Annotated in this window: 16 protein-coding genes and 1 pseudogene; 8 read left to right on the plus strand and 9 right to left on the minus strand. The window is 66.4% G+C overall.

The window, feature by feature from the left end:
- Positions 1 to 6 precede the first annotated feature (6 nt).
- The 6 genes from ACV959_RS14500 to ACV959_RS14525 all read left to right on the plus strand — a co-directional run bounded on the left by ACV959_RS14500 (position 7) and on the right by ACV959_RS14525 (position 5,850).
- Positions 7 to 1,326 (plus strand): bifunctional folylpolyglutamate synthase/dihydrofolate synthase, encoded by a 1,320-nt coding sequence (locus ACV959_RS14500; RefSeq protein ID WP_475737276.1) that lies wholly within the window; start codon positions 7 to 9, stop codon positions 1,324 to 1,326.
- 159 nt (positions 1,327 to 1,485) lie between these two features.
- Positions 1,486 to 2,604, plus strand: a complete 1,119-nt coding sequence (locus ACV959_RS14505) for a (5-formylfuran-3-yl)methyl phosphate synthase (protein ID WP_475737277.1) — start codon at positions 1,486 to 1,488, stop codon at positions 2,602 to 2,604.
- A 4-nt stretch (positions 2,605 to 2,608) separates the two neighbouring features.
- Positions 2,609 to 3,238 carry an amino acid kinase family protein gene (locus tag ACV959_RS14510; protein WP_475737278.1) on the plus strand — a complete coding sequence of 210 codons (630 nt, stop codon included), beginning with the start codon at positions 2,609 to 2,611 and terminating at the stop codon, positions 3,236 to 3,238.
- Positions 3,235 to 3,792 carry a flavoprotein gene (locus tag ACV959_RS14515; protein ID WP_475737279.1) on the plus strand — a complete coding sequence of 186 codons (558 nt, stop codon included), beginning with the start codon at positions 3,235 to 3,237 and terminating at the stop codon, positions 3,790 to 3,792. Before ACV959_RS14510 ends, ACV959_RS14515 begins: the two co-directional genes overlap by 4 nt.
- An 86-nt stretch (positions 3,793 to 3,878) precedes the next feature.
- Positions 3,879 to 5,297, plus strand: a complete 1,419-nt coding sequence (locus ACV959_RS14520; RefSeq protein WP_475737280.1) for a DUF6513 domain-containing protein — start codon at positions 3,879 to 3,881, stop codon at positions 5,295 to 5,297.
- Entirely contained in the window at positions 5,281 to 5,850 is a 570-nt protein-coding gene (locus tag ACV959_RS14525) for a DUF447 domain-containing protein (protein WP_475737281.1), read from the plus strand. The genes ACV959_RS14520 and ACV959_RS14525 overlap by 17 nt, the downstream gene beginning before the upstream one ends.
- 4 nt (positions 5,851 to 5,854) lie before the next feature.
- Here ACV959_RS14525 and ACV959_RS14530 read toward each other — a convergent pair whose 3' ends face one another.
- A complete protein-coding gene (locus tag ACV959_RS14530) occupies positions 5,855 to 6,622 on the minus strand; it encodes a M15 family metallopeptidase (protein WP_475737282.1) in 768 nt (255 codons plus the stop codon).
- A gap of 169 nt (positions 6,623 to 6,791) precedes the next feature.
- On the opposite strand from ACV959_RS14530, the gene ACV959_RS14535 reads away from it, so the two are divergent.
- Positions 6,792 to 7,277, plus strand: coding sequence for a hypothetical protein (locus ACV959_RS14535; RefSeq protein ID WP_475737283.1), 486 nt, complete (start codon positions 6,792 to 6,794; stop codon positions 7,275 to 7,277).
- A gap of 3 nt (positions 7,278 to 7,280) precedes the next feature.
- On the opposite strand, the gene ACV959_RS14540 is transcribed toward ACV959_RS14535, so the two are convergent.
- The 4 genes from ACV959_RS14540 to ACV959_RS14555 form a co-directional block, all read right to left on the minus strand.
- Positions 7,281 to 8,831, minus strand: coding sequence for a hypothetical protein (locus ACV959_RS14540; RefSeq protein WP_475737284.1), 1,551 nt, complete (start codon positions 8,829 to 8,831; stop codon positions 7,281 to 7,283).
- Between the two features lie 56 nt (positions 8,832 to 8,887).
- Entirely contained in the window at positions 8,888 to 9,919 is a 1,032-nt protein-coding gene (locus tag ACV959_RS14545; protein WP_475737285.1) for a hydantoinase/oxoprolinase family protein, read from the minus strand.
- Between the two features lie 70 nt (positions 9,920 to 9,989).
- Positions 9,990 to 10,499 (minus strand): formaldehyde-activating enzyme, encoded by a 510-nt coding sequence (gene fae / locus ACV959_RS14550; RefSeq protein ID WP_475737286.1) that lies wholly within the window; start codon positions 10,497 to 10,499, stop codon positions 9,990 to 9,992.
- 174 nt (positions 10,500 to 10,673) lie between these two features.
- The gene (locus ACV959_RS14555; RefSeq protein ID WP_475737287.1) at positions 10,674 to 11,564 is read right to left on the minus strand and encodes an NAD(P)-dependent methylenetetrahydromethanopterin dehydrogenase; all 891 of its coding nucleotides are present in this window, start codon (positions 11,562 to 11,564) and stop codon (positions 10,674 to 10,676) included.
- A 417-nt stretch (positions 11,565 to 11,981) separates the two neighbouring features.
- Here ACV959_RS14555 and rpmB point away from each other — a divergent pair, with 417 nt between their 5' ends.
- Entirely contained in the window at positions 11,982 to 12,275 is a 294-nt protein-coding gene (gene rpmB / locus ACV959_RS14560) for a 50S ribosomal protein L28 (protein WP_475737288.1), read from the plus strand.
- Positions 12,276 to 12,359: 84 nt separating this feature from the next.
- On the opposite strand, the gene thrS is transcribed toward rpmB, so the two are convergent.
- The 4 genes and pseudogenes from thrS to ACV959_RS14580 form a co-directional block, all read right to left on the minus strand.
- Positions 12,360 to 14,291: a threonine--tRNA ligase gene (gene thrS / locus ACV959_RS14565; protein WP_475737289.1), complete on the minus strand. Its 1,932-nt coding sequence runs from the start codon at positions 14,289 to 14,291 to the stop codon at positions 12,360 to 12,362.
- 151 nt (positions 14,292 to 14,442) lie between these two features.
- Complete coding sequence (locus tag ACV959_RS14570; RefSeq protein ID WP_475737290.1) at positions 14,443 to 14,646, minus strand: hypothetical protein; 204 nt, start codon at positions 14,644 to 14,646, stop codon at positions 14,443 to 14,445.
- A 111-nt stretch (positions 14,647 to 14,757) separates the two neighbouring features.
- On the minus strand, positions 14,758 to 15,132 hold the full coding sequence (locus tag ACV959_RS14575; protein WP_475737291.1) for a hypothetical protein: 375 nt from the start codon (positions 15,130 to 15,132) through the stop codon (positions 14,758 to 14,760).
- Between the two features lie 1,071 nt (positions 15,133 to 16,203).
- Positions 16,204 to 16,416: pseudogene (locus ACV959_RS14580) on the minus strand (transposase); the annotation flags it as partial.
- Positions 16,417 to 16,473 lie beyond the last annotated feature (57 nt).

The raw sequence follows: 16,473 nt of genomic DNA on the forward strand, positions 1-16,473 counted from the left end.
GCCGCCATGGATCAGCACGACGCGATCCTGTCGCGACTGCTCACGCTCCACCCCAAGAAGATCGACCTGTCGCTCGGACGCACCGAACGGCTGCTTGAGGCGCTCGGCCGCCCGGACCTGCGCCTGCCGCCGACGATCCATGTCGCCGGCACCAATGGCAAGGGATCGACCATCGCCTTTCTGCGCGCCATGCTCGAGGCGGCCGGCAAAAAGGTTCACGTCTACACCTCGCCGCATCTCATTCGCTTCAACGAGCGCATTCGCCTCGCCGCGGAGGGCGGCGGCAGGCTCGTCGACGACGAGCGGCTCAACGCCGTTCTGGAGCGCTGCGAGGAAGCCAATGGCGGACAGCCCATCACTTTTTTCGAAGTGACGACAGCGGCGGCCTTCTCGCTCTTCGCCGATACGCCGGCCGACTGGCTGCTGCTCGAAACGGGACTGGGCGGGCGCTACGACGCGACCAACGTCATCAAGAATCCCAAGGCGACGATCATCACCTCCATCTCTCTCGACCATATGGAGTTTCTTGGCGATACGGTCGAGAAGATCGCCTATGAAAAGGCCGGCATCTTCAAGCGCGGCGCGCAGGCGATCGTCGGCTTCCAGTCCGAGGCGGCGGAGAAGGTGCTGGAGCGCGAGGCCCGCCGCGCGGGCGCGCCGCTCATCGTCGCGGGGCGCGATTTCCACGTTCGGGAAGAAAATGGGCGGCTCGTCTTCGAGGACGAGCGCGGACTCCTCGACCTGCCCCTGCCCCGCCTCGCGGGGCGCCACCAGCATGAGAACGCCGCCGGCGCCATCGCCGCGCTGCGCGCCGTCGCCCCGGACATTCCGACCGGCGCGATCGAGGCCGGGCTGACGCGCGCCGAGTGGCCCGCCCGGCTCCAGCGGCTGGCGCGCGGCCGGATCGTCGAGATCGCTCCCGCAGGCGCCGAGATCTGGCTCGACGGCGGCCACAATGAAGACGGCGGCCGGGTGCTCGCCGAGGCCATGGCCGAGTTCCATGACCGTTCGCCGCGCCCGCTGGCGCTTGTTTGCGGCGCGCAGGTCACCAAGGACGTGCGCGCCCTGTTGCGCCATTTCGCCGGCCTCGCCCGCGAGGTCGTCGCCGTTCCGGTCGAGGGCGAGCACAAGAGCTGGCCGCCGGAGGAGGTCGCGGCGCTGGCGCAGGCGGAGGGCATTCCCTCGTCCGCCGCCGCCGGCAATGTCGAGGAGGCGCTGCGCATCCTATCGTCCCGCCGCTTCGACCAGCCGCCGCGCGTGCTGATCGCCGGTTCTCTCTATCTCGCAGCGACCGTGCTTTCCGCGAACGGATCGCAGATCGAGTAGCGCTTCAAAGCGCGTGAAATCGTGTATAGGGGGCCGACATCCGCGCCGCCTGGAGGGGAGTGACGCCACGCCCCTGCCTCGGGAGGCCCACGCCGCCCTGAAGCGCTGCGCGCTTCGGCCCTCCCCCTCGAAGGGAGGCGAGTTTTGGAGCCCGGTTAAATGACTCTGATGTTGGCCAGCGTATTGTCGAGCGAGGAAGCCGAGATCGCCCTCGCCCATGGCGCCGACATCGTCGACTGCAAGGACCCGGCCCGGGGCGCGCTCGGCGCGCTGCCGCTCGCCAAGGTCGCGGAGATCGTCGCCGCCGTGAACGGCCGCCGGCCGGTGAGCGCCGTGGTCGACCTGCCCCATGACGTGGCCCAGGCCCGCCGCGCCTTCGAGGAGGCGATCAAGACCGGCGTCGAATATGTCAAATTCGCCCTGCCGCTGACGCCGGACGGCGACGAAATCGTCGCAGCCCTCGCGCCGCTCGCCGAGCGCGTCAAGCTCGTCGCCGTATTCTTCGCCGATCTGCGGCCCGACTTCTCGCGCCTGCCCGCTCTGGCGAAGGCCGGCTTTCACGCCGCCATGCTGGACACGGCGCACAAGGAAAACGGCCGCCTCATCGACATCATGACCGTTGGCGCGCTGTCGGAATTCACCGAGCGCTGCCGCGACCTGCGCCTCGCCGCGGGGCTCGCCGGCGCGCTGGAGCCGCCGGACGTGCCGCGCCTGCTCGTCACCGGCGCCGACGTGATCGGTTTCCGCGGCGCACTTTGCGCCCATGGCGACCGCAAGGGCGCCCTCTCGGCGCCCGCCGTGGCGCTCATCCGCGACCTCATCCCGACCCGGCGCGACGTCGTGGAGGAGATGGCCGCGGAATGGTCTCTCATTGCGCGCGGCTTCATCGAACCGCCCGGCGCCAATGACGCCGACTGCGTCTTTCTGCACGATTACGTCGCGCCGATGGAAGTCGGCGCCTACGCCCATGAATATGGCCATACGCAGCGCGTGCGCTTCAACGTCGACGCGGAGGTCAGCCGCATCGAGGTCTCTGACGACATGCGCGCGGTCTTCTCCTACGACGTCATCATGGACGCGATTAAAATGATCCTCTCATCGGGCCATATCGCCATGGTCGAAACGATCGCGGAACGGCTCGCCGAGAGCGTGCTGCTGCATGAGCGCGTGCGTTCCGTGACGGTGCAGGTCGAAAAGCTCGACGTCGCGCCCGGCGCGGTCGGCGTAAAGATCCGCCGCGAGCGCCATGCAGACTCCCGCCGTTCCAAACCGAGTTGATCCTGTGCCGCGCGCGCTCCTCGTCGCCAAGATCGGCGGTTCGCTCCACGACTCGCCCAATCTCGCGCGCTGGATCGAGGCGCTGAAGCGCTGGCCGCATCGCCTGACGCTGGTCGGCGGCGGCGGCCCCTTCGCCGACGCCGTGCGCGCGGCGCAGCCGAAACTGCGCTACTCGGACGAAACAGCGCACGCCATGGCCGTGCTCGCCATGGAGCAATATGCGCTGGCGCTGTCCGAGCTTTACAAACTCGACCTCGCGGAGACGCGCGAAGAGATCGACGCCATCCACGCGGCGGGCCGCATCGCCTTGTGGCGCGCATCCAAGATGGTCGGCGCCGCACGCGACATCGCTCCCGGCTGGGACGTGACATCCGACAGCCTCGCCGCCTGGCTCGCCCGCGAGACCGGCGCGGATGCGCTTCTCATGATCAAGAGCGTGGACATCGGCGCCGACTCTGCTTCGGCAAGCCTCGCCGCGGCGGGCATTGTCGATCCGGCCTTTCCTGCTTATGTCGGCGAAACGCCCGTCTACGTCGCCGGTCCGCGCGCGCTTCCCGATGCGGGCGCGCGTCTCGCCGGCGGCGCCCTGCCCGGCGCGCCTGTCGCCTCCGCAACACAGAAGATCGCTTCATGACAAAAAAACACGTCGTCACGCCGCGCTGGGGATGGGCGCTCACCGGTTCGGGGCATTTCTTCACCGAATGTCTGGAGATGATCCGCTCGCTCGACCATTGCGACCTCTTCGTCAGCAAGGCGGCGGCGGAAGTCGTGCGCATGTACAAGCACGATCTAGAACTGCCGGACACGATCCGCATCTTCAAGGACACGACGGCGAGCGCCGCGCCGGTCGGCGGCTTCTATTACAACGTCTATCACACGCTGGTCGTGGCGCCGGCGACTTCCAACACCGTGGCCAAGGCCGTCGTCGGCATTTCCGACAATCTCGCCACCAACGTCTTCGCGCAGGCCGGCAAGTGCCGCGTGCCCACCATCGTCTTCGCCTGCGACACGGCGCCGGAGCTGGAAACGCGCGCGCCCAAAGGCATGGTGATGGTCTATCCGCGCCGCATCGACCTCGAAAACACCGACAAGCTCAAATCCTTCGAGGCGACGCAGGTGGTGGAAAGCCTCGCCGCCCTGGTCGAGGCGGTGGAGCGCCGCAAGCGCGAGCTGGCGGAGCACGTGTGATTTGACGCCGCTTCGCGCCCGCCCCTAGACGGGGAGGGTGAAGCGCCAGGGTGGGGCGACAAGACGCCCGCGAGAGAGCAACAGGCATGACCGAGCGCCTCCTCTTCCTGACAGGCCATCTGGCCTATCCGCGTCTGGAGCGGATGGTTGCGGGCTTCGGGGAGGCGGCGCGCGGCTGGCGCATCCACGACATCGGCGTGAAGGTTGCGGCTCTGATGACGCAGGAGATCATCCTGCGCCGCCTGCCGCGCCCGCTCGAGGCCGACCGCGTTATCCTGCCCGGCCGCTGCCGCGCCGATCTCGACGCGCTGACCAAGGATTTTGGCGTGCCCTTCGAACGCGGCCCGGAGGAAATCGCCGATCTCCCCGCCTATCTCGGACGCGGCGGCGCGAAGCCCGACCTCTCGCGCCACGACATGCGCATCTTCGCCGAAATCGTCGACGCCTCGAAGATGAGCGTCGCGGCGGTCGTCGAGAAAGCGCGGGCGCTTGCGGCCGCCGGCGCCGACGTCATCGACCTCGGCTGCCTGCCGGACACGCCCTTCGACCATATGGAGGAAACGATCGCGGCGCTGAAGGCGCAGGGGCTGAAGGTATCCGTCGACTCCGCGAACGTCACGGAACTCTCGCGCGCGGCCAAAGCGGGCGCCGACCATCTTCTGAGCCTCGACGAGGAAACGCTCGCGATCCTCCCCGATAACTCGTCGCTCGTCCCCATTCTCGTGCCGCGCCCGCATGGCGATCTCGACTCGCTCCAGCGCGCGGCGGCGATCGCCCGCAGACGCGGCGTCGACTTCATCCTCGACCCCATTCTCGATCCGATCCATTTCGGATTCGCGGCTTCCATCGCCCGCTATGTCGAGCTGCGCGCGCGCGAACCAGAGGCCGAAATCATGATGGGCACGGGCAATCTCACGGAGCTCACCGACGCGGATTCCGGCGGGGTGACGGCGGCGATGCTCGGCGTCTGCTCGGAGCTCCATATCCGGCATCTGCTCACCGTGCAGGTAAGCCCTCATACGCGCCGCACGCTGCAGGAGCACGACGCCGCGCGGCGGCTGATGTTCGCCGCCCGCGCCGACCGCGCGCTTCCCAAGGGCTACAGCGACGCGCTGCTGCAACTGCACGACCGGCGCCCCTACGCCGCGACGCCGGAGGAGATCGCCGAACTCGCGCGCGACCTGCGGGACTCGAACTTCCGCATCGACGTCACCCGCGAGGGCGTTCACGTCTTCGCGAAGCGTTTCCACCATGTCGCGCGCGACGCCATGTCGCTCTTTCCCTATCTCGGCGTCGAGCACGACGGCGCGCACGCCTTTTATCTCGGGACGGAGTTGCTGAAGGCGGAACTCGCCTTCAAACTCGGCAAGCGCTACCGCCAGGACGAGCCGCTCGATTTCGGCGCCGCCATGGACGTCGACGAGGAGGACGCGACCCGCTTCAAAGAAATGGGACACACCATGCGCAAGGCGGCCGAGGGACAAGGAAATGCCTCTGATTCATGAATGCGTCCTCACGACGCTCTCGCCAGAAGGGCGCCCCCACGTCGCGCCGCTCGGCCTCATCGAAGACGGCGCCCACTGGATCGCCGCGCCATTCCGTCCCTCGAAGACGCTTTTCAATCTCGAGCACAGCCCGAAGCTCACGGCGAGCTTCACCGACGACGCGCGGGTTTTCGCCGGCCTCGTCGTCGGCGATCGCAGCTTTCCGCTCACCGACGTGGAAGGCTGGCCGGCGCCGCGCCTGTCCTGCGCCCTCGCCCATGCCGAGCTCGAGGTCGTTCGCGTCGCGGAAGACGCGTTGCGTCCGCGCTTCTTTTGCCGTGTGCGACACACGGAATCGCACCGCCCCTTCCTCGGCATGAACCGCGCCCGCGCCGCCGTGCTGGAGGCGGCGATCCTCGCCACGCGGCTCGGCATGTTGCCGCGTGAAAAGATCGACAGCGAAATCGCCTATCTGAAGATCGCGATCGACAAGACGGCCGGCGCCGCCGAGCGCGAGGCCTGGGACATGGTGATGGCAAAGATCGCCGCGCATTTGGGGCCGCGCGGCGGATGACGCCTCACGGGGCCTTGTCTTTCTGAACGAAGAACTCCGGCCGGTATTCGAAATGCATCGTGTCGAAATGGCCCCACTTGCCGCCCCAGATGAATCCGCGTCGCTCGAAAATTTCGACGAGTTCATAAGGAATGCGGTTGCGATAGGCGCCTTTGCGCCATAGCCAGTAATCCGACTGCGCCACGGCGACGTCCACCGCCGCGCCATAGGCGTGCATGCTGCGCACGCCTGTGTCCTTCACCACGCGGCAATTGAACGCGCCGGCGCTGGGAAAGGCGTAGCGTCTGATCTGCGGCGGCAACCGCTCGATCTCCGCCTTGATCTCCCGCAGCTTGTCCGCGACGCCATTCACGGTTGTCACGCGAATCGTTCCGCCGCCGACCCAGGGAATGTCGACGAGGCGTTTTTGCGTTTCGCCCTTGTCGCAGTTTCCGTACATCTTGTCGAAGAAGGCGATGTTGCGGAAACGCCCCGGATCGTCCTGCGGGCCGGGCGGTTTCGAGAGCGGTCCCTGCGGATAGGGCAGGCTGAGCTGATCGAGAAGCGACGCGCGCCGCAGTTTCTCGTCGAAACTCTTGCCCGGCTCGCCATCCGACAAGGGCTGACTCGTTCCGTCGCGCCAGCGCAGCGACGTCGCGTCCACGGCTTCGATCTGCTCCGGATAGGCGCGCGACAGCGCCTCCGGAGGGAGCCCCTGCCCCCGCGCGGCCGACGCCGCGGCGATAACCAACGCCATCGGCAGGATGCGCGCAAGTTTTTGCAATTTGGTCACGCGGCCGCCTCGCGTCTCGTGGTCCGAAGGAAGTATGACGCCGTTTCGGCTCCTGCCGCACTGCGTTCAAGTGTCGCGCTTCCGCCGCGACGCCGGTTGCGCACATCATGCGACGGGCGCCGCCGCGCGGCGGCCTGTCCGCTCCATCAACTCGCTAGGGGAATTGACCATGTTGCGCGTTCCGGCCATCGCAACCGCGTTCGCTTTCTTTGTCGTCTCCGGCGTCGCCGCGCAGGCGAAGGAAGTCTGGGAGAGGGCGCGGCCGGAGTTGCGGCGGCGCGGCGTCGATGTCGTGGTGTGCAAGGACAATCCCGAGCAGATCGTCTGCCTCGGCGTGCACTGCTCCGGCGACGCGGCCGAACTCGTCAGCATCCGCAGCGCGTCGGGCGCCTTTACGGGAAGCGTTCGCCTCTCGGCGGGCGGCAGGGAGTTCCAGATCGAGTTCTCGGATTATGACCCAAAGCTTTCCGAGGAGGTCGGCGCCTCCGGCTCGCGCGCGCCGGCAGCGCCGGAACTGCTCGATGCGCTCGCCCGCGGCGGCCGGATCACGATCTTCGACGCCAAGCAGGACAATTTCTCCGAAAGCTATTCGACCAAGGGCCTGAAGAAGCTTCTCGAGAAGGCCGGCGGCGCCTGCGTCGCGCCCGTGCGCTAGCCGCTACTTTTGCGCCGCCGGCCCGGCCAGGTCTTCCGGCCGCGGCGGCCTGAGCCAGATGCGGTTCTTCGGATCGAGCCAGTTGAAGAGCTTCTCGCCATAGGGGCGGTCGGGCCAGCACAGGCGCGGCGCATCCGTCAGCGGCGCGGCGTCCGCCGCGCCCTTCTTCATCCACTCGGGCAAGGCGGACAGCCGCGCGAGATAGGTGGAGAGATAATTCTTCGGATGCAGCTTCTTGTGCACGGTCATCAGATTGCAGTCGCTCGCCGCGAAAGCGGGCGTCGCGATGGCGTCGTAAACTTCCAGCGCCGGCGTAACTGCGCCCAGGAGCGCGATCGCGCAGGCGCCGATGAAGGCGAGGGCCGGCCCCGAGGTCGCGAGATCGATCACGAGCGCGTTGAAACCGAAAGCCAGCAACGCGCGCGGGACGATCGGCCCGCGCTGCGAGAAATCATTCATATAGCCGACGCTATAGGCCGGAATGACAAGGAGCAGCGCGATCGAAAAGAAAAGCGCGCCGCGAAACCACGGTTCGACGCGCTCGCGAAAGAAGGCGAGGAAAAAGACCTGCGTCAGCGCGAAGAGAATGAACAGGAAGTAATTATCGAAGAAACTCGGCTTCAAAACGAGCCACTCGCGCGGCACGTCGCCTGCGTCCGCCGCGAGATAGGCGAGGACGGGCAGGAAGGCCGCGCCCGTCGCGCAGGCCGCCCCGAAGCGGGGCGTCAGCAAGTCGCGCGGCGCGCGCAAGGCGAGGAAAGCAAATAGCGCCACGGCGCCGACAAGCGTCAGCGGAGACCAGAGCGCGAGCGGGACGCTCGCCGCCGCGAGCGCGGCGAGGTCGATCTCGCGCTTCAGATGCAAGACGGCGAGCGACGCGAAAAACCAGCCCGGCAGCGTATGGTTCGGGCTCCACACGAGCTGGGTGAAATTGCTCGAATATTGCCAATCGTCCGCCCAGAAGGAGAGATTGACGAGGAGCGAGGCGCCGCCGGTCTTCAGCAACACTGGAACAACATCGAGTCCGCTGAACGCGACGAAGAGCGCGGTGAAAAGAAGACGCCGGCGCGGCCAGACGAGCGTCGCGAGATAGAGCGTCGCGGCGAGAATGACGCCATTCTGCAAAAGTTGCGCGAGATGCGCAGCGCGAAGGCCGAGGACATGTCCGATTCCGCCCGGGAAAAGATACATCCCCAGCGGCGCGCGCAGCAGCCAGTTCTCGGCGCCGTCGGCATAGATCACGGGAAGCCAGCGCGCGACGAGATCGGCGAGAACTGCATCGCGATAGAGCCAGTCGTCCTTCGCGAAGATGAAATGGCCCTGCCCGCCGACGACGCACCAGAGGAGCGCGATGAGCAGACATTGCAGCAGCCACGGCCATTCGACGCGCCGCTCCAGCAAGGGACCCACGGGCGTTCCCGCGACGAGAAGCATGACGCCCAAAAAGGACGCCGCGACGAGGCCGGCGGCCGGCCACGCGAAACCGCTCGCCATGAGCGCCGCGCTCACAGCGAAAAGCAGAGTCGCGAGCGCGACGACATGACGATTGCGCAAGGGAAATGTCCTGTGCCCGAGAATCACTCGAAGCCTAGCACAGGCGCGATCCGACGCTATTCCGACAGGGCGAGCAGCGCCAGCGCCGCAGCCGGGGCGCAATCGGCGGCGGCGGCGCGCAGCGCGTCCGGCGCGGGGATGAAATCCGCAAAATCGATGTAATCGCGGGCCTGCGCGCGCGCGAGCCGGGCGGCGACGACCCGGCCGACCCCGGCGCCGACATAGGGTGCGGCGGGCGCGACGGCGGCGCGCGAAACAAGCAGCGCTATCTGATCCTCAATGGCGCGCATCTGGGCGCGGGCGAGATGATCCGCGAGCGCGTGGGCCTGCGCGTCGTCGAGATTGTCGCGGCCGAGGAGACGCGCGAGGCGCGCGCGGGAGGCGGCGACGGTCTTGGGCCGGCCGTCCGCGGTCGGCGAGAGATCGGCGCCGCACTCGCCCTCGGGAAGATCGCCGAGCGCGCGGCGCACATCCGCCATGGAGGCGAAAGCTTCGTTGACGAGCGGCGTCCATCGACCGTCGATCGGGGCGCGGGCGACGTAGGCTTGCGGCGCGCCGCGCGAAAAGCCGGCGTAGGCAAGCTCCCCGCAGGCGAGCCGCTCGGCGTCGGTCGCGCCCTGCGCGCAGACGCGACCCGCGCGGATTGGAACGAGATCCGTCGTCGTCGAACCGATGTCGATGAAGAGCGCGTCGCCGCAGCGCGGCGCAACGAGTTCGGCGCTTGCGCGCCAATTGGCGGAGGCGACCGCCGCCGCGAGGCGCTGAAGCGCCGCCCGTTCAACGAAGCCATCGGCGCCGGCGTAGAAAACCACATCCGCGGCCCCGATTTCCCGCGCCGCGATCGCCGCGACCGAGATCACGCCGCGCGCGCGATCCTCGAACGCATCGGATAGCTCCGCCGTCATCGTGATGCGGTGCCGCGCGGCGGGGCCGAGCGCCGCGAGCGTCTCCCGAATCGCGCGCTCGAGGGTCGCGAGGCCGGCATGCGGGGCGCAGGCGCGTTGCGTCACAGCGAGGAGCCGCCCATTTTCCGCACGCGCCGCCTTCACATGCGCGCCGCCGATGTCCCAGCCGATGACGCTCGACATTCACCCGCCCTGAAAGAAGAAAAAGGGGAGCCTCGCGGCCCCCCTTCGATTTTGCGCTTCGGATCCGAACTCAGTTCGGCGCGAAGGGGTGCTTGGCGTCGTTGCGCTTGGCGACGACTTCCGCAGCCTTCGGCTCGCCGGCCACGGCGCGGGCGATGGCTTCCTTCGTGGCCTGATAGTTGTAGTCCTGGATCTTTTTGTCGTCGTTGGCGTCCCAGTGGATGAACACGCCGACCGAGATGAACAGGTCGTCAGCCTCGTCGACCGGGATCACGCCCTCGGCGACCGAGTCGGCGACGGCCTTGGCGACGCCGTGCTGCGCCGGGCCGAACATCTGGACGGCCTGCTTGGCGCCCTTGATGGTGACCTTGTTGAACAGGATGGTGTTCGGCTTGCAGAGCAGGTTCGGCGCGACGACCGCGAGAAGAGTCGTGAAGCCGTCCTTGTTGTTGACGAGCGCGTTCGCGAAAGCGAGCTCGGCGGCCGAGCCGCGCGGACCCATGATCAGGTCGATGTGGGCGACTTCGTTGCCTTCGCCGACCAGCGACTCGCCGACCAGCATCTTGTTGATCTTCGCCATATGCGTTTCCTTTCGAAGAAACATAGCACCTGCCGCGATGGCAGGCGTTTTGGAAAGAACCGGGCGCGAAACGCGCCGGCCTCGAGAGGCGCTGCGGGTCGTCCCCGCTGCGCCGACTCAACCTGCTTTGCGCGACGCCGCCACGACAGGCGGGAAAACGGCGCGCAGAAACCCTCAGACGAGCTGACGCGCGAGCGCGAAAGCGTGACGGAAATCGAGGCAGAGCGGCTTGTCCGAGGTGACCATCTGCTTGAACAGCCCCGACTCAGCGCCATACTTGACATTGCCGATGGCGAGCGCGCCAATGCCCAGCGCGCCGTGCTCGGAAATCGCCACGCCATTGTCGTGCAGGCCGCAGCCCTCGACGCCGAGCGGCGGCACGGCGTTGACGTCCGCCGCGATGAGCAGATTTTTGGCGGCGGCGAGATCGTCCTTCGAGAGCACCTGCACGCCCGCACGCGCGGCGCAGAGCGCGATCTCGTGCTCGACGAGCAGGGAGCGAACCATCTCCGGCGAGCTGCCGTCGGCGGGCTTCACCTTGATGTCGAAGCGTTTGCACATCTCGTCGGCCTGCTTGGCGACGCGATCGAGGCCGCTGTAGCCGACGATCGTCACCTCAGCGCCTTCGAGCGCCGCGATTACGGCCGAGGAGTAGCCGACGACGCCGGTCGCGCCGTAGATTACGATCTTCGAGCCCTTGAGCTCACGCTGCTTCTTGTCGCGCAGAATCTTTTCGACGCAGGCGACCATCGCGCCCGCGGTCGTGAAGGAGCCGTAGGGGTCGGCGAAAAGCGACACCTCGAACGGCTTGAGCAGCGCCTTCTTGGCGGCGTCGAGCATGTCGAGCGCCAGCACGGCGTCGCGGCCGGCGAAGAAAATGCCGGTCTTGAGCGCGGCGGACGGCGCGCGGGAGAACATCGCGTCCTGAACCAGCGCCGTGACTTCGTCGAGCGTAACATTGGTGTAGGGAATCGCCGCGTCATAGCCGGCGTCCAGGGCCATGTTCACGTCGAAGGGGCTCATATGCTTCAGGGTGCTGAGCATATGCAGAATTGCTTTGGCCATTGGAAATTCCCCAACCTTTGTCGATCTGGCCCGTCGCCCCTTCCAAATATGGGCGCGGCGGGCGGACAGGCTCCGGCGCTGTCGATTTTCGATGAGTCCGGGCGTAAACGACGGCGCGGGCGCGCCCGGCCCCGCCCGGAGCGACGATGAGGCTTAGAGCCCAGAACGCCGTCAATGTCCAGAGGCGAATGCGCCGCATCGGGGGGCTTTTCCCCGTTCGCGGGCCGTGGCGGCGCAAATCCGGACAGGGCGGCCCGGTTGACGCTCGTGGGGCTTTGCACTTATAAGGCCAGCGATCAGGGCTCGACGCTCCGCCGCGGCGAGCCTTTGTTGTCGTTTTTACCCATTCGTCGGCGGTTTGCGGGCCTTTGGCCCCTCGCGGCGCATGGAAGCTAGATCGGATCGAAAGGAAGTTCCATGTCCCGGCGTTGCGAGCTGACCGGCAAGGGCGTGCAGACGGGTAACCTCGTCAGCCACTCCAATCGCAAGACGCGCACGCGTTTCCTGCCCAACCTCGTGAATGTGACGCTCGCCTCCGAGGCGCTCGCCCGCTCCGTGCGCCTGCGCATTTCGGCGGCGGCCCTGCGCTCGGTCGAGCATCGCGGCGGGCTCGACGGATTCCTGCTCAAGGCGCGCGACGAGGAATTATCGCAGAACGCCCGCGCGCTGAAGCGCGAGATCGAGAAGAAGCAGGCCGGCGCTTCGGCGTAAGCCTTCGTTTTTCGCAAAATCAAAAAGCCCCGCCGCGCAATGAGCGGCGGGGCTTTTGTCGTTCTCCGTTACGGAGGCGGGGCGTCATCCCCGCACGTCGGGCGGCGTGGCTTCGTCGGCGAGCAGCTTCAGCGCCTCGTCGATCGGAAGCTGGGTCTGCTGCTGAGAGCCGAGCCGACGCATGGAGATGGTGCGTTCCGCCGCCTCCTTCTTGCCGGCGACGAGCAGCACGGGAACCTTGGCGTGCGAATGCTCGCGCACCTTGTAGGTGATCTTCTCGTTGCGCGAATCGACGTCGACGTTGAGTCCGAGTTTTCGCGCCGCCGCGGCCACCTCATAGGCGTAGTCGTCGGCCTCCTGCGTGATCGTGCAGACGACGATCTGCAAGGGCGATAGCCACAGCGGCAGATGGCCGGCGAAATGCTCGATCAGAATGCCGGTGAACCGTTCGAGCGAGCCGAACATGGCGCGGTGGATCATCACCGGCGTCTTCTTCTCGCTGTCGGGGCCGATGTAGAAGGCGCCGAAACGCACCGGCAGATTGAAGTCCACCTGCGTCGTGCCGCATTGCCATTCGCGGCCGATGGCGTCGCGCAGCGTATATTCGAGCTTCGGCCCGTAGAAAGCGCCCTCGCCTTCCTGAACGCTCGTCTTGAGCCCGCGCTTGGCGAGTTCGTCGAGCACGCGGCCGAGCGCGGCTTCCGCCTTGTCCCAAGCTTCGTCCGAGCCCACACGTTTTTCGGGGCGCGTCGAGAGCTTCACGACGACGTCGTCGAAGCCGAAGTCGCGATAGATCGTCAGGATGAGGTCGTTGATCTTCAGCGCCTCTTCCATGATCTGGTCTTCGGAGCAGAAGATATGCGCGTCGTCCTGCGTGAAGGCGCGCACGCGCATCATGCCGTGCAATGCGCCCGAGGGCTCGTAGCGATGCACGACGCCGAATTCGGCGATCTTCACGGGCAGGTCGCGATAGGACTTCAAGCCGTTCTTGAAAATCTGCACATGGCCGGGGCAGTTCATCGGCTTGATGGCGAAGACGCGCTCGTCCTCCGTCTTGGTGACGAACATGTTCTCGCGGTACGTCTGCCAATGGCCCGACGTTTCCCACAGCGCGCGATCGAGCACCTGCGGCGTGTTCACTTCCGTATAGCCGGCGGCCTTCTGCTTGCGACGCATGTAGGAGACGAGCGTCTGGAAGAGCGTCCAGCCCTTTGGATGCCAGAAGATCGCGCCGGGGCCTTCCTCCTGAAAGTGGAAGAGGTCCATCTCGCGCCCGAGGCGCCGATGGTCGCGGCGCTCGGCTTCCTCCAGGCGGTGCAGATAGGCGTCGAGTTCTTCCTGCGTCGCCCAGGCCGTGCCGTAGATGCGCGAGAGCATGGGCTTCGTCGAATCGCCGCGCCAATAGGCGCCCGCGACCTTCATCAGCTTGAATGCCGTGCCGATCTTGCCGACAGACGGCATATGCGGGCCGCGGCAGAGGTCGAGCCACTGCCCCTGACGATAGATACTGAGCGGCTCGTCGGACTTGATGCTGTCGATGAGCTCGCCCTTGAAGATCTCGCCCTTGGCGATGAAGTGAGCCTTGGCCTCCTCGCGGCTCCAGACTTCGCGCGTGATCTTCGCGTCGCGCGCGACGATCTCCTTCATCTTTTTCTCGATGACCGGCAGGTCTTCGAGCGTGAAGGGCTCGGAGCGATAGAAATCGTAATAGAAGCCGTTTTCGATGACGGGGCCGATCGTCACCTGCGTGCCGGGAAAGAGCTCCTGCACGGCCTCGGCCAGCACATGGGCGGCGTCGTGGCGGATAAGCTCCAGCGCGCGCGGATCCTCGCGCGGGACGAATTCGATCTTGGCGTCGCGCGCGACCGGCGTCAGCAGATCGACGAGTTCGCCGTCGAGCGTCATGGCGACGCTGCGCTTGGCGAGAGAGGGGGAGATGCTCTTTGCGACGTCGAAACCCGTGACTCCGGGCTCGAACTGACGGGACGCCCCGTCGGGGAAGGTAACGGCGATCATGTGACGCTCCTGTCGCGCTCAATCGCCGACACGGATCGGCGTAAGTCGCTCGGGCTCGAGGAAGGAGCGCGTTTTAGCGCCGCGCGAGGCGCGGCGCAATCTGGGCGGACGAACGGCGGTCCGGCTTCTCAGGAACGCCGGCGGCGGCGCGTCACCGCTCCGACGACCCATGCTCGAGATGGATGCCGTGATGGTGGTGCGCGCCCCAGTGGCGGCATTCCTTCTTGTGCTTGGCGCGATACTGCTTATTCGAGCACTTGGTGTGCTCGCCGGCGCCGTAATGCTCGGCCGTCGCGGGAGCCGAAACGGCGAAGGCCGTGGCGGTGGCGACACAGGCGATCAGAAATTTACGCATCCTTACCTCCGATGAGCTTAAACGGCGCGAGCTTGAGCGCCTTCCCGGCAGATGTAAGGGCTGCGGCCGCCCTGTCCAGATCCGGGCGGAATTATGACAAATATATGAAATTTATGGGTTAAAAAAATCGTCAACCGCCTTGGGGCCTGTGCTTCCGACGCAGTCGCGCCACTCCGCGTCATCGCCCCCGCGGCCATCGCGCCGCTCGTCGCGGGACTTGGATTCGATATCGAAGAGACCGAGGAAGGCGCCTTTGTTTTCCCTGAGCTTGCTCAAATGGACCCTGGCGAGGCGCTCGAGACGGCTGTTGCCGAGCGCCGTCATGACGATGAGCGAGCGGCGGCTATCCGAGGAGTCGGTCTTGCGCCGGACGAGCTTGGCCTGGACGAGGCGAGACGCGAGCTCCGCCGCGATCTCGCTGAAGGCCAGAAACTTCTGCAAGGTATAGCGAAAAGCGGCGAGGGCCTCGAACTCGCGCCTGCTCACTGGACCCTCCTCGTGAGGATCCGGCTGCGAGACGCGCTCTCGCGTCAGGGTCGCCACTTGCCCTCCCGCCGCCGCGCCCGTCCCAAGAACGGGCGGGCATCTTTTTTTATTCATGCGACGTCCCTTCGTCCCGGTCAATCGGACGTTCTGCCGCTTCCGGCGCGCCGGCGCCCGGAGCCGCGCCCCGCCGCAGACATGATCGCTCCACGATTTATTTTTTATCGTTACACGATTGAACCGCGCATCGCGCCGCGCGACGTAATGTGGCCGCAGAGAGGGAAAGGCCGACAAAATGACCCAAAAAGCCGAAAGGCATCTTTATCCTGGACTACTCGCCCTGAGCGTCGGATCGGCCGCCATGGCTAGCGAATACGCAGCCGGATCATTGAAGATCGAGAGCCCCTGGGTTCGCCGCCGGCAACGACGGCAAAGACGCTTTGCTTTTCATGACGGTCCAGAATGAGGGAGACGCGCCCGACAAGCTCGTCGCAGCCCGTGCGGTTCATTGCGGCGAGGCCGTTATCCACGCCGATCCCGCGCGAATCATCGTCCCGCACGGCGTCATGATTCCCGCTCACACACCGTGGCGATGGGGCCGGGGCGTCCTTACGTCGCGCTGGGCGATCCGACGCAACCGGGCGGCCCTCGCTCGTCGTTTATGACGGGGGCAAGTTCGCGCACGCTGTGATGCGCCGCGAGGCGCACGGATCGCCGTGAGCGGTACCGACGTCCTGGCTCGCAACGGCTGAAAAGCGGAGGCTGGCGCGCCGGAGCGGATAAAAGAGAGAACTTTTCGCGGTGGACAGTATTCCTGCAAAGAGCTTTGAAATCAGTCATATAGAACTTCGGCTGTCTCGACCACGCGATCGTTCGCGGTCGGTGGTTCCTATGAAACGGACTATTCCTCGCAAAATCCGAGGTCTGCTTCAACCGCGTAAGCGGCTGTCGACTACAGGGCACGGGAGTTCCCCTCTGCGCCGCCGGAAGCGTCCCTTCGGGAAAAGTTGCTCGGACCATGGTCCGGCTTCGGCCGGTCGCCTGCTATCTTGCCCGGCGGCGGCGAACGCAATGCGCCGCCCAGCGGACGTAGCGGTTATAGAGCGTCTTACTCGGCCCGTATTCCGGCGGCGCGGCGATCCAGCGCCCGCCGGATTTCAGCACATGCAAGATGCCGCTGATGACGCGCCAGTCGTCGACCCGCGCCTTGCCGCGCGGGTAGGTCGGAAGACGCGGCGCGATCTTCGCAAACTGGGAGTCCGTCAATAAAAAACGGTCAAGATTCATGCGCGCTTCCTTTCGGAAGCCCGTGAAGCACGACTACGACCTCACGCCAACAACTTT

It is taken from the genome of Methylocystis sp. Se48, assembly GCF_056269425.1.

Bases quoted from the DNA above. Each gene is read 5' to 3' on its own strand.
- ACV959_RS14555 (WP_475737287.1), bottom strand. From the start codon at position 11,564: ATGGCCAAAGCAATTCTGCATATGCTCAGCACCCTGAAGCATATGAGC.
- thrS (WP_475737289.1), bottom strand. From the start codon at position 14,291: ATGATCGCCGTTACCTTCCCCGACGGGGCGTCCCGTCAGTTCGAGCCC.
- ACV959_RS14525 (WP_475737281.1), top strand. From the start codon at position 5,281: ATGCCTCTGATTCATGAATGCGTCCTCACGACGCTCTCGCCAGAAGGG.
- ACV959_RS14500 (WP_475737276.1), top strand. From the start codon at position 7: ATGGATCAGCACGACGCGATCCTGTCGCGACTGCTCACGCTCCACCCC.
- ACV959_RS14520 (WP_475737280.1), top strand. From the start codon at position 3,879: ATGACCGAGCGCCTCCTCTTCCTGACAGGCCATCTGGCCTATCCGCGT.
- ACV959_RS14570 (WP_475737290.1), bottom strand. From the start codon at position 14,646: ATGCGTAAATTTCTGATCGCCTGTGTCGCCACCGCCACGGCCTTCGCC.
- ACV959_RS14545 (WP_475737285.1), bottom strand. From the start codon at position 9,919: ATGTCGAGCGTCATCGGCTGGGACATCGGCGGCGCGCATGTGAAGGCG.
- ACV959_RS14505 (WP_475737277.1), top strand. From the start codon at position 1,486: ATGACTCTGATGTTGGCCAGCGTATTGTCGAGCGAGGAAGCCGAGATC.
- ACV959_RS14515 (WP_475737279.1), top strand. From the start codon at position 3,235: ATGACAAAAAAACACGTCGTCACGCCGCGCTGGGGATGGGCGCTCACC.
- fae (WP_475737286.1), bottom strand. From the start codon at position 10,499: ATGGCGAAGATCAACAAGATGCTGGTCGGCGAGTCGCTGGTCGGCGAA.
- rpmB (WP_475737288.1), top strand. From the start codon at position 11,982: ATGTCCCGGCGTTGCGAGCTGACCGGCAAGGGCGTGCAGACGGGTAAC.
- ACV959_RS14535 (WP_475737283.1), top strand. From the start codon at position 6,792: ATGTTGCGCGTTCCGGCCATCGCAACCGCGTTCGCTTTCTTTGTCGTC.